Here is a 15,606-nt window from a genome sequence, read left to right as displayed (position 1 = left end):
TCCCATTTTAAAGTGTTATCAATTGCGTCCTAAGTCAATATTCTTAGAACAAGATTTAGATAATCACTAGGTTTTGCTTTGCTCTGTGCAACCTTTGTGTTGCACTATATTTTCTTTGGCTTTTCAGCTTAAAAGATTTTGACCACAAAGAACACTGGGCGCTGTGCTACACAGAGGGGAAAAATTAAGATGATTGGATATAAACTAAGCGGTCAGATTTAACATTTTAAATTGAATTTTGGCCTCCGCTGCATAACAGATAACCTTCATCAATAGAGCGTAGAAAAGCGTTAACATACACACCGCAAAAGCAGGGCCAAAACCTTGACTAAATGTCTCTAGTTCGATGTTTGCGGCCATTGCAATTGCTCCAATTACAACACCAATCCATCCCATTAATAAATTCAAGTTTCCAAAGTTCTTGAATACTAGTTTGGCTGCGCTTAACTCACCATAGTTTAAACCTAAACCTTTAGAGAACAATAGTGCCAAAGCATGGCTACGAGATTGTTTTGAAGTACTCGCAAAAGTGAGAAATAATGCAGGGGGAAATACAATTATGAGTGAAGGCACATTTACAAACATCATTATTTCGCCACTCATCATCATGGCCATAGCTGTTGTAAAAACAAATACAATCATTCCAAGTAAAAACATAATCAACGCTCTCTTTACTAGGGTGAATATTAGGGTGTTTGAAAGTTTAAACTGACTAAATTTGAAGAAATTTCTGTGTCAGTCAAAAGATTTTTTATATATTAACGTCTAACTTAAATAGAGTTAGTCCAAAGTGATAAGTGACTTTATTACTATTACGCGTGCCGTTTGCCCAGATAATTAGAGTTAAGACTGTATGGCCAGTATTGACTTGGCTGGTTTTAATATTAGTTTTTCGTAGGCAAAACCATATAGGCACAATTTTGCATATTGCCGGGGAAAGGTTGTTCTGGATAGTCTGTTTCAATAAAACCCAGTGATTGATAACACTGATATGCCACAATATTGTCTTTGAAAACAAATAATGAAGCACCTTTGGCTGTTTGTGTTAAATAGGCTTGCTCAAGTAAGAGTTTAATTAAAGTTTTCGCCAATCCTTGACCGCGGTATTTAGGATTGACCGCGAGCCTTCCAAGATGATGATGCTCTAATCGTCTGTAATATTGCCCAAATGCAACAAGCTGCTGTTCATCGTTTAGCAAACAAAACGAATTGAAATGCTCAGCGGTCAAACATTTAAGAAAGTTGTCGTCAGACATGGGATAGGCCATGTTTGGCCCACCCCAAGTGTAGATTGCTTGATGATTGCTAAACCAATTTTTTAGCTGTAAATAATGTTGCTCTGTAGGGGCAGTTAATGTCATTGGTCTAGCCTTTGGGATTACTGCCCATTATACAAAGTAGTGATCCACTTCTCTTCAGTAATAAAGTTCCATGCCCAGGCCTGGTATTTCTCACCTAAACCTTGTTTTACTGCTGCTTCAACATTTAGCCCTTTGGCTTTCATACTTTTTACCATGGCGGCAGTGTTTACTATCATATCTAAGGCTTTTTGATAATCGACTTTTGTAGCCAAGTTACCGTGTCCAGGGATAATTTTTGTATCTTCTTTAAGCATACCGATAAGTTTGCTGGCGTTGTTAATATAGCCGGCCACTGTGCCACCCCCGTCCAAGTCGATATACGGAAAACGACCTTCAAAGAACAGGTCTCCGGGGTGTAAAACATTGGCTTCTTCAAACCAAATAACGCTATCGCTGTCGGTATGTCCAGCTGGCATATGCATTACTTTGATGGTGTCGCCGTTAAAATGGAAGGTCACACCTTGTTGATAAGTGACTACAGGTAACTCGCCATGGGTATGGTCTTCTTTACTGGCTAATCGTTTGCGTACGTTGTCATGGGCAAAGATAGTGCTGCCCTTAATTTCTTTGAAGTAGGCATTAGAACCAGTGTGATCACCATGGTAGTGGGTGTTTACAACGTACTTCATAGGTGTTTTTGCAATTTCACCAATTGCGGTGGCTATTTTTTCGGCAAGTGGCGCAAATTGGTCGTCAATAATTAAGATCCCCTCGGCACCAGCAGACACACCTATGTTGCCACCGGCTCCCATTAACATATGTACAGACCCACTTACTGGTTGGCTGGTGATTTTCACATCGTCCATCGCCCCTTGAGCAAAGGTTGAGGTAGCTAATAAACCGCTTGTTACCACGACAAATAACATTTTTAAACGCATATTCTTGACCCTTTATTTAATAATTAGTAAAGCCTGAATCTTTAGTATATTGTCAGAATATAGACTCAGTAAATACAAGACCTTAAAGATACCCTGCATGTTTCAATTTACAAAACGTATTAGCTTTATATTCTTCGTTATCAGTTTAGTCACTGCCTTTTATATCAATTTTAAAGTCAGCCCAACTTGGGTTGAAACTCAGCTGCAATACCAAACCTATACTAATGGGGTAGGACAACTAGCTTATCGTGCTAGCGGTCAAGAGGTATTGATTAATAACCCAGTGCCTTATGGAGAGTCTCCCCTTAGACAATCAGCATTAGATACCCAAAAATCCCGCCCTCCTATAGGTGAGCAGTGGGTATATAAAAATAGTACGGATAACTTAATGCTAATCAAAGCAGATTTTCATTTTAGTTTTTGGTCATTATTACCTGCTTTTGTTGCCGTTGTATTGTGCTTAATGACCCGTGAGCCTCTAGTTGCGCTGTTTGGTGGCATAGTGATTGGCGCTGTGATGTTAGGGCGATTTGATATCACTCATGAAGTATTTATTCCAAACATGGCAACATCGAGTGCGGCGTCCATTTTAATTTTATACCTATGGTTACTTGGTGGGCTGATGGGGATGTGGGCGAAAACGGGGGCAGCTAAGGCATTCGCCAACCATATGAGTCAACACTATGTAAAAGGGCCTCGTTCAGCCAAGCTTGTGACTTGGTTTTTAGGCTTAGTGTTCTTTCAAGGTGGCACTATGAGCACAGTATTGGTGGGGACAACAGTTAAGCCCATTGCCGACAAGGCTGGAGTGAGCCACGAAGAGCTCAGCTATGTGGTAGATTCTACCGCCTCTCCTATAGCTTCGATCATTGCTTTTAATGCTTGGCCTGCCTATATACAAGCCTTTTTGTTTATACCTGGTGTAGCATTTTTAGCTACGGAGAATGACAGGATAGCGTTCTTTTTTTCCAGTATTCCTTTTAGTTTTTACGCCATTTTTGCGGTTATAGGAACCTTATTATTGAGTCTGAATATTACCACATTTAGTGGCTCACCCCTCAAGAAAGCAATCAAACGTGTTACTGAAACAGGTCAATTAGACTCACCTAACGCCTCTCCTATTAGTGCCAAAGAGTTACATCAAAGCCAAGTTCCAGAGGGGTATACCGCCCATAGGTTGGAATTTATTTTACCCTTAGTCAGCTTAATCATCATCGCTATTGGTTCCTTCTTTGCGACGGGTACACCACAAATTCATTGGGCATTTTCAGGGGCATTGTTTCTGTCGATTTTTGTCGCATTAGCTAAAGGTATGGCACTCAAACAGGTTTTAGAAGGATTTGGAAATGGTTTGAAAGGTGTGGTGGTAGCCTCGGTTATTTTGATGTTTGCATTAACCATAGGTGTGCTTAGTAAACAATTAGGAGGGGGGATCTATTTAGTTGAATCTTTAGGCGAACATATCCCTTTTTGGTGTTTACCAATAATTTTGCAACTAATGACCATGGTTATCGCTTTTTCAACAGGTACCAGTTGGGGAACCTATGCCATTGCTTTCCCCTTAGGCTTGCCTTTGGCTTGGACTATTGCTCAAACCCAAGGTTTACATAGCCCTGAACTGTTTATGATGGTGTGTTTTGCTACTATTTTGAACGGTAGTGTCTATGGTGATCAATGTTCACCTATTTCGGACACCACTATTTTGAGTTCAATGACCACGGGCTGCGATTTGATGGATCATGTGAAATCACAAATTGTGCCTGCTACTTATGCTGCGATGTTAGCGGCTGTATTGTGGACTGCCACAGTGTGGTTTTTTGTTTAGATGCAAGTTTAGGTTGTTATTAATAGGCGGCTAGGGTGCAAAAGTTAAAGGGTTTAAAAGATACCTTGCACACTTGTCCGTTTTCATCTGTTTCTGAAAATGACTAAAAGCAGTGATATAAATAGTACTTACGTCATCAGGCACTTATTTAGCTACTTCTATACCATTAATAATTGGCATTTCGATTTCTTACATGACTATTTTGCGACCATATTGATGTGCTAACTGTAATGCTGATGCGCCATTATTGGCTTTAATAAATGATGCCCCTTTGCACGAAACCTAAATTATGATTCTCTCAACATACTGTTATAAGTCTAAAAGTGGCATATAAAGCCCAATAAAAACCCCAAATTAGTCAATAAACTCAAATCTGGGTACATATTTTTCTCCTAATTTTACTTTTTCAATAAACATGTCTAATGGCCTTACCCATAAACCCCTTTCACCATAAAGGGGGCGGTAAACTACCAACTCTGATTCATCTTCAGAGTGTTTAGCCACACCAATTACCTCGTATTCGTTTCCTTTATAATGGCGATAACGGCCTGTTGTTAATGACATAATTGCGCTCCCTATATTTGCTTGAGTGGTGCAGTGGCTTTTATTTTCGAACTTCTATATTGCTGCCAAACTATCACCAACAGTTGAATGAGAATAATGACAAAGCTTGCTAGAAGTAACCCTTGCCATTCAATTAAATTTAGAAATATACCTGCACTTAAGGCTGCAGATGCTTGACAGCCAAACACTAAAAACTCGTTTAACCCTTGAACTTTAAACCTCTCACTAGGTTGATAACTTTGTGCCAGTAAAACCGTACCGCCTACAAACAGAAAGTTCCAGCCAATGCCTAATAGCACTAAGGCACCCCAATAACTCACCCATGCATTGCCATTTAAGGCGATAAGTATGGTGGCAACATAAGCGAATAAACCTAAATATATGATTTTTAAGGTACCTAATTTACTGATTAACCAACCACTAAATAAAGAAGGGAAAAACATCGCGAATATATGGCTTTGGATCACCCACTTTGTTTCCTGTAGAGAGTACGCTTGATGAACGTGCATATGCACGGGCGTGGCTGTCATAATAAAGCTCATGAGTGCATAACCTACCACTGCGGCTGATACCGCTAAAATAAAAACCGGTTGTCGCGCAATGACACGTAAATCTCGTCCGCTATTTTCATGTGCCGTGGCGGCAACATGAGTATTCTCAATACGGGTAAATAGCACACTAGATAACGCCAGTATGGCGGTCATTAAATAAAAACCACCAACAAAGGCATGTTCTGAAAATAAGTCACCAAAAGTAATGAGCTCAGGGCCGAGTATGGCGGCTACTAAGCCACCCAACAACACTGTGGATGCGGCTTTGGGCATCATTTCAGTACTCACGGATTCCATAGCTGCAAATCTAATTTGTTGGATAGCAGAGGCCATTAGCCCTAATAAAAATGCTGCCAATGTTAATCCCACAAAACTGTGATTGGCGATGCTCGCTGCTGCTAGAAGTGTTACTAGGGCCCCGAAAAAAGTAGCGGCAATAAAAATAGGTTTTCGACCGAAGTGTTGCATCAATCTGGTAATAGGAAATACCCCACAAGCGGTGCCGACAATAGTCATTGCTAAAGGTAAAGTCGACAATGAGGGATCTGGAGTAAGCTGCGCCCCTAATACACCACCCGCCAATACCAGCATAGTACCAGTGCTCATGGCGAGGGCTTGGATCAAAGTTAATAGCCAAACATTAGCAGGCATTTTGGGCACTTCAATCATTCCTTAATGTATGTTGTTGGCGGATTTAACAGACATAGTGTAACGATTTGCTGATTGTTAGTCTTCAGTAGAGGGAAATGAAAAAACTAATTGTTGACTCTCATTTGAATCCGCCAAACCCACATGTAGTCCCACTAAGCGAATTCCTCTATTAGCTTGTCGAGAAAGTCCCTCTGTTAATAACTCCAAAAAGTAGTCTTGGTTGAGCTGTTGGCATTTATGTTCAACAGTAGTTTGTTGAAAATCACTAAACTTTAACTTAATGCCCTGACTTTGAATAGGTGTCTTAGTTTTGTTAAGACGCTTTTCTAAAAGAGGAAAAAGGTTGTTGAGCATTTTGATGCAATCAGCCTCAGTATGGATGTCTTCCGCTAAGGTTCGCTCGACCCCTACCGATTTCCGTTGCCGTGAAAGACTTAAGTTACGGTCGTCTAAACCATGGCTACGATCCCATATAATTGCCCCAAACTTACCAAATCTTTTGATTAAATCTTCGAAAGGGAATTGGCGTACGTCAGCGCAGGTATATAGGCCGATGTTATTTAATTTAGATAAAGTCACTTTGCCAACACCGGGTATTTTACCTAGTGGTAATCCAATCACAAATTGGTCTAATTTATCTGGGGTAATAACACAGATCCCATTGGGTTTATTTTCGTCGCTGGCAATTTTGGCAACAAACTTACAGGGCGCTACGCCAGCAGATGCGGTGAGTTGAGTTTCTTCAAAAATTGATTTTCGGATATCTTCTGCGATTAACGTGGCGCTGCCAGAGAACAATTTACAATCAGATACATCAAGATAAGCTTCGTCTAACGACAGTGGTTCAATTTTGTGAGTATAACGGCTGAATATGTCACGTATTTGTTGAGATATTTCACTATATAAGGCCATTCTACCCGGGGCCAATACTAAGTTAGGACAGAGTTTTAAGGCGTGGGCGGTGGCCATGGCAGAACGTACACCAAAAGCTCGCGCTTGGTAGTTACAAGTAGAAATTACGCCACGTCTATCGGAACTGCCACCTATTGCTAAAGGTACATTTCGATATTCTGGATTATCGCGCATCTCAACAGCTGCATAATAACAGTCCATATCAATGTGAATGATCTTACGCAAATTTGACCTAACAAATATAACTGTATATAAAATCAGTATTTTGCAGCAATATATTGGCAATTACCACATAAAAAACGCCAGACTAGCTGGCGTTTTTTAAAGACGTAAGGTTTTGAAATTAATTAAAGGATTTGGTCCTTTTTCCATTCATTTAATTTAGCTTGCCTCGCTTGATCTTTTTCCAAGCGCATTTTTTTACGGTCGCAAGGCTCAGGGCAATCGCAGGCTTTGGCAATGCCTAGTGCACCTAGTCCTCCGCAGCTACCGGCAATAGACTTCTGTTGAAATATGTAGCCAACTGACATCGCTACTACCACCACCAAAAAAAATACAAATGCGAGAAGGAATGTACTCAAAACTTGACTCCAAAAAACTGATTATGTGACTAAAACTGGCTAATGAACTGTTATAAGCTGTTCAAATTTGGCACTAGTATACTCTGAATAGCGGTCTTTTTCCTTAGTTATCATTAAGACAGCAATATCGTATTTTTCGGCCAGTGCTAAGGCTTTTTCCTTTCCCATGACAATAAGGGCAGTGGCTAAGCCATCGGCTGTCATGGAAGAAGGGTGGATGACTGTCACAGAGACCATATTATGGGAAATGGGATAGCCAGTTATAGGGTTAATGAGGTGTGAATACCGCACGCCGTCCTGTTCGTAATAAATACGATAGTCTCCAGAAGTCGCCACGGCATTATCGCCAATGCTTATAATTTCTTGAATGGCGCGCTGTTCAGCTTCGGGTTTTTCTATGGCAATTCTCCAAGCAATGCCAGAGGCCTTTACACCTGAAACTCGCATTTCGCCACCAATTTCCACTAGGAAATTCTGGATATTATGAGTTATCAAAAGTTCTGCAACTTGGTCTACGGCATAACCTTTTGCAATGGTTGACAAGTCTAGGTATAAATTTGGAATCGCTTTGCTGGCCCAAGTAGGACCAATAGTGAGTTTATCCAAACCAATTTTCTTTTGGGTTGCCCGAATAAGTGCATCTGATGGGATTTTTTCTGGTCGACTTTGAGGACCAAATCCCCAGAGATTGACCAGTGGGCCAACGGTCACGTCTAACAAGCCTGAACTCATCTTACCTAAACGTTTGGCCTCCCTTAGTACTTCTATTGTTTGTTTTGACATCGGAAAAGGTTCAAGACTGTTCCATTGGTTAAATTGACTTAATTCTGAGTCATCTATGTAGGTCGACATTAACTGGTTTATATTAACCAAGAGTTCATCAATCTGTTGTTTTAATTGTTTTTCGTCTAATTCTTTGTTTGGCACAAACTTAACATTGTAAGTGGTGCCCATTGTTGGACCAGTGAGATGGGTTTCTTGCACCATGGCTGGGGAGCAGCTTGTCAATACTAAGGCAAGAATCACCAAGCTGACTTTAAAAAATTGTTGCATAGTATATTTGCAGCCTATAAGAAAAGGGGCATAAAGCCCCTTAAAAATTCGTTATTAGATTAACACTTAGAGGTCATTAACCGCCGAAGTCATCCAACATAATATTTTCGTCTTCTACACCTAACTCTTTAAGCATATTGATCACGGCTGCGTTCATCATAGGCGGACCACACATGTAGAACTCACAATCTTCAGGTGCTGGGTGATCTTTCAGATAATTTTCCAACAATACGTTGTGGATAAATCCTGTGTCACCTTCCCAGTTATCTTCAGGTTGTGGATCGGACAAAGCAACATGCCATTTAAAGTTATCATTTTCTTTTTGTAGCATATCGAAATCTTCAACATAGAACATTTCACGTAAAGAACGCGCGCCATACCAAAAGGTCATTTTACGCTTGGACTTTAATCGACGAAGTTGATCAAATATGTGTGAACGCATAGGGGCCATACCGGCACCACCGCCAACAAAGACCATTTCTGCATCAGTATCTTTAGCGAAGAACTCACCAAATGGACCTGAAATAGTGGCTTTGTCGCCTTTTTTCAAACTCCAAATATAAGATGACATTTTTCCTGCAGGTAAAGACAAGTTATTAGGTGGCGGCGAAGCAACACGCACGTTCAACATAATTATGCCTTCTTCTTCTGGATAATTGGCCATTGAATAAGCACGAATTGTTTCTTCATCTACTTTGGATTCGATATTAAAGAAACCAAAACGCTCCCAATCACCACGATATTCTTCAGGTACATCGAAGTCTTTGTATTTAACATGGTGAGGTGGCGCTTCAATTTGAATATAACCACCGGCACGGAAAGGGACACTTTCGCCGTTTGGAATTTTCAGCACAAGCTCTTTGATGAAAGTGGCTTTGTTATCGTTAGAAATAACTTCACAATCCCACTTTTTAATACCAAAAATTTCTTCTTCTAGCTCAATGTCCATGTCTTGTTTAATCGACACCTGACAAGATAAACGACAGCCATGTTTGGCTTCTTTTTTGCTGATATGGTCTAGTTCAGTGGGTAATATTTCACCGCCACCGGCTTTAATATCAACACGACATTGACCACATGAGCCGCCACCGCCACAAGCTGAAGAGACAAAAATTCCAGCGTTAGCTAAGGCGCCTAATAACTTGTCCCCTGGTTGTGCAGTAATTGACTCTTCTTTACCACCGTTGATGGTAATAGTGACTTCGCCTTCTGGTACTAGCTTAGATTTTGCAAACATGATGATAAACACTAACGCTAAAACAATAACGATAAACATGCCTACACCAAGATAAACTTCATTAAAATTCATATATATTCCTCAGAAGATCGCTTAAAGCGAAACGCCAGTAAATGATTGGAAACCAAGTGCCATCAGTCCAGCGATCATAAATACTGAACCTAAGCCTCGTATACCTTCTGGCATATCTGCGTATTTTAGTTTTTCCCTTACAGCGGCAAGTAGAGTGATCGCAATCGCCCAACCTAAACCACTGCCTACACCATAAACAATACTTTCACTGAAGTTATATTCACGTTGTACTGCAAAGGCTACACCACCAAAAATGGCACAGTTTACTGTGATAAGTGGCAAGAAAATCCCTAGTGCGTTGTATAACGCTGGGAAAAACTTATCCAGACTCATTTCTAATATTTGTACCAAGGCAGCAATAACACCGATAAAGGTCAAAAAGCTCAGAAAGCTTAGATCGGCTTCTGGGAAACCAGCCCAGCCTAACGCACCTGGTGCCAAAATATTCACATAAATCACTTGGTTAACAGGTACCGAGATCCCTAAAACCACAATAACCGCAACACCTAGACCCATAGCAGTTTTTACTTTTTTGGATACCGCTAAAAAAGTACACATACCTAGGAATAAAGACAAAGCCATGTTTTCGATGAAAACAGATTTAACAAAAATACTGATGTAATGTTCCATGAGTTACTCCTTCGGCTCGACTTGGGCTGGGCGAATTGTACGTATTGCCCAAATTAGGCCACCAATCAAAAAGAATGAACTGAAAGGTAAGATCAATAAACCATTACCTTGATACCAGCCACCGTTTTGAATCAAAGGTAAGATTTCAAAACCTAATAGGGTACCAAAACCAAATAACTCTTTAACTGTACCAACGATGATTAATACCAGTGAGTACCCTAAGCCGTTGCCAATACCGTCTAGGAACGACATAAAGGGTGGACTCTTCATGGCGTAAGCTTCTGCCCGCCCCATTACGATACAGTTGGTAATAATTAAGCCTACAAACACCGATAACTGTTTAGATATCTCGTAAGAATAGGCTTTTAATATTTGGTCAACTACTATTACCAAAGAAGCAATAATTGTCATTTGAATAATAATCCGCACACTCGAAGGTATTTGTTTGCGGATCAGAGAGATAAATAAATTAGAAAATGCCGTTACCGTGGTCAAGGCTAATGCCATAACCAAGGCAGTTTCTAATTTAGTGGTGATTGCTAGTGCTGAGCATACGCCCAAAACCTGCAATGCAATTGGGTTATTGTCCAGAATGGGTCCGAGCAATACCTTTTTCATTTCTTTAGTTTCAGCCATTGTGCGAACCCCTTACGATTTCCAAGTCTGATTTTTAAGGTATGGCCCATAGCCATTCTCACCTACCCAGTAAGTTAAGGTGTTTTGTACACCGTTACTGGTAAGGGTAGCCCCAGAAAGTGCATCAACCGCAAACTGGTTGTTAGCGTTATCACCTTTCTTAACCTGGATTGCTACTGCGCCATCATTAAACAGTTTTTTACCGTCCCATTTGGCTTTCCAGCTTGGATTAAGTACTTCACCACCTAACCCAGGGGTTTCTTTCTGTTGGTAATACACTAACTCACGTATGGTATTGCCATCAGCATCTATGGCCAAAAAGCCGTACATTAAATCCCACAAACCGCTGCCATGAACCGGCAACACTAAACGTGTGACTTCGCCTGCATCATTTTTGACTATGTAGACGCTGGCAATGCTAGCGCGTTGTTGAAAACCAACATTACTGCCAGTGACTTTCACTGCGTATTCAGGGTTTTTAGCTGCTTTATACATGTCGTAGCCTTCTTTAGGCTCTTCGACATATTGACCCGTTTCAAGGTCGATAAAACGTTCTTCAACATATTTGTTAAAGGTTTCAGCTATGTTATTTCCTGCTAATTCACTTAACCCAGCCGCTTCAACAATGTTTGATTGTTTATCTATGGCTGCGTTAGTTTGTTGTAAATCGCGTAAGCCAACGGCTGCGCCAGATACAATAATTGAGCAAACTAAACATACTGCAACCACAACACCTACGGTTTTACCTAGCGTTTCTTTTTTAGCCGACACGTGCGATCCTCCGTTTTATATTGCTTTGGGCGACAAAATAATCGAACAAGGGTGCCCATAAATTAGCGAATAAGATTGCCAACATCATACCTTCTGGGAAAGCTGGGTTAATTACTCGGACCATGACACACATAGCGCCAATTAATATCCCGTAAGCCCACTTACCTTGATTGGTAAATGATGCCGATACTGGGTCGGTAGCCATAAAAAACATACCAAATGCAAATCCCCCAGTCACTACATGCCAATACCAAGGCATAGCAAACATGGCATTAGTGTCACTGCCGACTAGATTCAATAAGGTACTAAATGCCGCACCACCTAACAGTACACCTAACACTATGCGCCATGACGCAATACGCATATAAATAATAAATAAACCACCCAGCATGATAGCCAAGGTAGATACTTCACCTACTGAACCTTGCAGGTTACCAAAGAAGGCATCCCACCAGTCAGCATTAAGACTCCAGTCTGTGACACTACCAGAAGCTGCTTGGCTCAACCAAGTTGCGCCCGAGTAGCCATCAGCAGCAGTCCAAATTGAATCACCTGATATTTGTGCTGGGTATGCAAAATATAAAAAAGCACGTCCAGACAAGGCAGGGTTTAAGAAGTTACGTCCGGTGCCACCAAATATCTCTTTGGCAATAACAATACCAAAAGTGATACCTAAGGCTGCTTGCCATAAAGGAATAGTGGCCGGTAAGGTAAGTGCGAACAACACAGAAGTAACAAAGAAACCTTCGTTAATTTCATGCTTACGTACCGACGCAAACAACACTTCCCAAAAACCACCCACTGCAAACACAGTTGCATAAATTGGTAAGAAGAAACATGCACCGTAAAACATCATGCCAAGCCAAGTACTGTCGGCATTCAACTCACCGCCTAACATTTCGAACAGACCTGCTTGCCAAAATGCTGTAGCGGTATCAGCCCAGCTAACACCTTCCAAAATCGCCATATGAGCTTGCTGACCAATATTAAACATGCCATAAAACATAGCTGGGAATGTTGCCATCCAAACCATGATCATGATGCGTTTTAAGTCAATGCTGTCTTTTACATGGGTAGTCGATTTTGTGACTGAACCCGGCGTGTAGAAAATGGTCGCTGCCGCTTCATATAGGGCATACCATTTTTCGTATTTTCCACCTGCTTCGAAATTAGGTTCGATTTTCTCTAAAAATGCTTTTAAACCCATAATTAACCCTCTTTCTCAATCTGCTCTAAACAATCGCGCAGAATTGGCCCATAGTTATATTTGCCGGGGCACACATAAGTACATAATGCCAAGTCTTCTTCGTCTAGCTCCAAGCATCCCAAACTCTGTGCGCCGTCAGTATCGCCAGAGATCATATCTCTTAACAATAAAGTGGGCAGAATGTCTAAAGGCATAATACGCTCGTAGTTACCAATAGGCACCATAGAGCGATCTGAACCATTAGTGGTTGTTGTCATGCCGAAAAGCTTTTTAGGACTCAAATGTCCAAGATATGCACGAGTTATTGAGTGTTGGTTCACACCAGGTTTAATCCAACCAAACAATTCTTTTTCGCGACCTTCTCGCAAAATAGTCACTTGATTATGGAATCGACCTAAATAACCGTGAACACCATGGGCGTGATTCCCCTGTAATACTGAACCAGATAACATACGCATTTCGCCTTCATTGGCTTCATTTGCGGTTAGCTCGGTAATATCAGCACCCAATAAAGTACGCACTAAACGAGGATTTTTGGCTTCGGGACCGGCTAAAGACACAACTTTGCGATTATCTAACTCGCCCGTTGTAAACAGACTCCCAATGGCTAATACGTCTTGATAGCCTACATGCCACACTTTTTTGCTTTGGCCTACAGCGTCTAAGTGATGTATGTGCGTGCCAACTAGGCCTGCAGGGTGAACACCCGCAAATTCATTCACTTCAACGCTGGCACTGCCAGTTGCAATATCAGCGTCAGGCGCTTTGTTAACAAACACTTTGCCATCAGTTAAGTGACTAATTATCTGTAGCCCGTTAACAAAATCTTTGCTACGTTCGGCAATGATGACCTGAGGATCAGCAGCCAGTGGATTTGTATCCATCACACTAACAAAAATTGAATGTGGCTTTGAATCAAGTGCTGGTGATTTGCTATATGGACGCGTTCTAAACGCTGTCCACATACCAGAATTGACCAAGTTTTCCTGAACTTTAGCGGCATCCAGTGAGGCGAGTTCGGCACTGCTGTATTTAGCAAATACTTCACTTTCATCACCTTCAAGTTGAATCACAACCGATTGCAAAACACGTTTTGCACCACGATTGATTTCAACAACTTTACCGGCAGCTGGAGCAGTGAACTTCACGCCAGGATTCTTTTTATCTTCAAAAAGAATCTGACCCTTCTTCACTTTGTCTCCTTCCTGGATATGCATCGTAGGACGCATTCCAATATATTCTTCACCCAAAATAGCCACTCTAGTAACCGAGTTTCCATCTTGAATTGTTTGTTGTGGCGCTCCCTGAATAGGAAGATCTAACCCTTTCGTGATTTTTATCATACGCAATAGCACTACTCTAATTAATACACAGCACCATTAGGCTCTTAATACAGCCTTCCATGCACTGTATGCAAGTTTCAAAAACCTAGTGGTGGTGAGTATCGTCAATCAAGACTGTTTAATAAGCTACAAGCTAATTTTGCAGCGTCCGATTTTATTTAAAAATTACTGCCCTGAGTAAAACTTATACACAATTCTACAAGACACCTACGCTTAGCCTCGGAATTTTAGCATTAACCAGTGTATTTCTTCCACGCAAATTGTTGTTTAAACACATTTATTTTGTGGTTTTTAGGGTTTTTTTTGCATAAACCCCTTTGAAAGCTAGACTAATTTTCTAAAATAAAAAAAACGTGATTTCAGGCGGTCTGTTTTTAATCAGTATTTCAACTAAGTAATTTTCAAAAAAATAGTCGCGTTTTACGAGCGTTATTGTGTGACCCAATATTTAAGTCTGTTAACCTTTGAGAATAAAATTACTCAAGGACTATTCGAATGGCTAAACTAATAATTGCTGTTAGCTTTATTTTTTCAATCGCTTTTTCATATTGGATGGGAACAAAAAGTACAACCAAAACGGACTCACCTAAGGCAAGTCAAGACGCCAAAAAAAACAACTCTTTCGAAGGCATTAATTCCCCTGTAGCTGCAATTAACCCAAGTATCCCCGTGGACAATACTATTCACAATGGTAAACCCGAGGTTAAGGCGAGTGAAAGTGTTAACCCAGCTAACCTTATTAAAAGTGAAGAGCTGCAGAAGCTAAAAGACACTTTAAGTAAAGTTAAAAAAGAACGCTCTATAGCCAATAGACGATATGACGATATACGTAGTAAATTGATAGAGGCAGGGTTAGTAGAGCCAGAGTATCTGTCTTTAGAAGAAGTCGAAAAAACATTGCCGGCTCCTTTCTCAAGCATTGTAGCTGAAGGTGGAGAATACATGGTAAATCTATTCAAAACCTTAGAAGAGGAAGACATTGACTATGACTGGGGCGCAGATATGCAAACCAAACTCAGTGACTTTATTATCACACACCAATTTAGTGATGGGATTAGCCATTTATCGGTTCGATGTAAAACGACTATGTGTGAAATCCGCGGTTTCGATACTATAGAGGGTAGCTGGAACAAAATTCAAAAAGAGTTAGTAAGTGAAGATTGGTGGCAATTCGAATCATCGAGTTCAGTGCATTCAAACGATGATAAAGGAAACGGTTTCTTTTATTTACTCCTTCAAAAATAGGTATAACCCATTATAAAACTAAAAACCGCCAAATCTTAAGTGACCCCCGAAAGTTAGACAAAACCTTCGGGGGTTTTTTAGTTTAGGGA

General features: G+C 40.7%; 16 protein-coding genes. 2 read left to right on the top strand and 14 right to left on the bottom strand.

Features of this window, described 5'->3' with window-relative positions; translation table 11 throughout:
* Nucleotides 1-204 precede the first annotated feature (204 nt).
* From AAC000_RS01270 to AAC000_RS01260, 3 genes are all read right to left on the bottom strand, one after another.
* Nucleotides 205-657: a hypothetical protein gene (locus tag AAC000_RS01270; RefSeq protein ID WP_339719386.1), complete on the bottom strand. Its 453-nt coding sequence runs from the start codon at nucleotides 655-657 to the stop codon at nucleotides 205-207.
* Between the two features lie 227 nt (nucleotides 658-884).
* A complete protein-coding gene (locus AAC000_RS01265; protein WP_339719384.1) occupies nucleotides 885-1,361 on the bottom strand; it encodes a GNAT family N-acetyltransferase in 477 nt (158 codons plus the stop codon).
* 17 nt (nucleotides 1,362-1,378) lie between these two features.
* Entirely contained in the window at nucleotides 1,379-2,239 is an 861-nt protein-coding gene (locus AAC000_RS01260; protein ID WP_339719382.1) for an MBL fold metallo-hydrolase, read from the bottom strand.
* 97 nt (nucleotides 2,240-2,336) lie between these two features.
* Between AAC000_RS01260 and AAC000_RS01255 the strand changes: the two genes are divergently transcribed.
* A complete protein-coding gene (locus AAC000_RS01255; RefSeq protein WP_339719380.1) occupies nucleotides 2,337-4,064 on the top strand; it encodes a Na+/H+ antiporter NhaC family protein in 1,728 nt (575 codons plus the stop codon).
* 354 nt (nucleotides 4,065-4,418) lie between these two features.
* On the opposite strand, the gene AAC000_RS01250 is transcribed toward AAC000_RS01255, so the two are convergent.
* From AAC000_RS01250 to AAC000_RS01200, 11 genes are all read right to left on the bottom strand, one after another.
* Nucleotides 4,419-4,628: a DUF1653 domain-containing protein gene (locus AAC000_RS01250; protein WP_339719378.1), complete on the bottom strand. Its 210-nt coding sequence runs from the start codon at nucleotides 4,626-4,628 to the stop codon at nucleotides 4,419-4,421.
* 11 nt (nucleotides 4,629-4,639) lie between these two features.
* The gene (locus tag AAC000_RS01245) at nucleotides 4,640-5,830 is read right to left on the bottom strand and encodes an MFS transporter (RefSeq protein ID WP_339719376.1); all 1,191 of its coding nucleotides are present in this window, start codon (nucleotides 5,828-5,830) and stop codon (nucleotides 4,640-4,642) included.
* Between the two features lie 75 nt (nucleotides 5,831-5,905).
* Nucleotides 5,906-6,967, bottom strand: a complete 1,062-nt coding sequence (dinB, locus tag AAC000_RS01240; protein ID WP_339719374.1) for a DNA polymerase IV — start codon at nucleotides 6,965-6,967, stop codon at nucleotides 5,906-5,908.
* A gap of 122 nt (nucleotides 6,968-7,089) precedes the next feature.
* Entirely contained in the window at nucleotides 7,090-7,323 is a 234-nt protein-coding gene (nqrM, locus tag AAC000_RS01235; RefSeq protein WP_339719372.1) for a (Na+)-NQR maturation NqrM, read from the bottom strand.
* A gap of 39 nt (nucleotides 7,324-7,362) precedes the next feature.
* Entirely contained in the window at nucleotides 7,363-8,376 is a 1,014-nt protein-coding gene (locus AAC000_RS01230) for an FAD:protein FMN transferase (protein WP_339719370.1), read from the bottom strand.
* Between the two features lie 76 nt (nucleotides 8,377-8,452).
* Entirely contained in the window at nucleotides 8,453-9,685 is a 1,233-nt protein-coding gene (gene nqrF / locus AAC000_RS01225; protein WP_339719368.1) for an NADH:ubiquinone reductase (Na(+)-transporting) subunit F, read from the bottom strand.
* Nucleotides 9,686-9,706: 21 nt separating this feature from the next.
* A complete protein-coding gene (gene nqrE, locus AAC000_RS01220; protein WP_339719366.1) occupies nucleotides 9,707-10,315 on the bottom strand; it encodes an NADH:ubiquinone reductase (Na(+)-transporting) subunit E in 609 nt (202 codons plus the stop codon).
* A gap of 3 nt (nucleotides 10,316-10,318) precedes the next feature.
* Nucleotides 10,319-10,951 (bottom strand): NADH:ubiquinone reductase (Na(+)-transporting) subunit D, encoded by a 633-nt coding sequence (locus AAC000_RS01215; RefSeq protein ID WP_339719364.1) that lies wholly within the window; start codon nucleotides 10,949-10,951, stop codon nucleotides 10,319-10,321.
* A gap of 12 nt (nucleotides 10,952-10,963) precedes the next feature.
* Nucleotides 10,964-11,722, bottom strand: coding sequence for a Na(+)-translocating NADH-quinone reductase subunit C (locus tag AAC000_RS01210; RefSeq protein ID WP_339719362.1), 759 nt, complete (start codon nucleotides 11,720-11,722; stop codon nucleotides 10,964-10,966).
* Nucleotides 11,712-12,929 (bottom strand): NADH:ubiquinone reductase (Na(+)-transporting) subunit B, encoded by a 1,218-nt coding sequence (locus tag AAC000_RS01205; RefSeq protein WP_339719361.1) that lies wholly within the window; start codon nucleotides 12,927-12,929, stop codon nucleotides 11,712-11,714. The genes AAC000_RS01210 and AAC000_RS01205 overlap by 11 nt, the downstream gene beginning before the upstream one ends.
* Nucleotides 12,930-12,931: 2 nt before the next feature.
* Nucleotides 12,932-14,272 (bottom strand): Na(+)-translocating NADH-quinone reductase subunit A, encoded by a 1,341-nt coding sequence (locus AAC000_RS01200; protein ID WP_339719360.1) that lies wholly within the window; start codon nucleotides 14,270-14,272, stop codon nucleotides 12,932-12,934.
* Nucleotides 14,273-14,767: 495 nt separating this feature from the next.
* Here AAC000_RS01200 and AAC000_RS01195 point away from each other — a divergent pair, with 495 nt between their 5' ends.
* On the top strand, nucleotides 14,768-15,517 hold the full coding sequence (locus AAC000_RS01195) for a hypothetical protein (RefSeq protein ID WP_339719358.1): 750 nt from the start codon (nucleotides 14,768-14,770) through the stop codon (nucleotides 15,515-15,517).
* Nucleotides 15,518-15,606: the final 89 nt, after the last annotated feature.

It is taken from the genome of uncultured Paraglaciecola sp. (genome assembly GCF_963977085.1).
Taxonomy (GTDB): Bacteria; Pseudomonadota; Gammaproteobacteria; order Enterobacterales; family Alteromonadaceae; genus Paraglaciecola.
The sequence above is the reverse complement of the archived record's forward strand: the minus strand, read 5'-3'. Positions and strand labels throughout refer to the sequence as shown.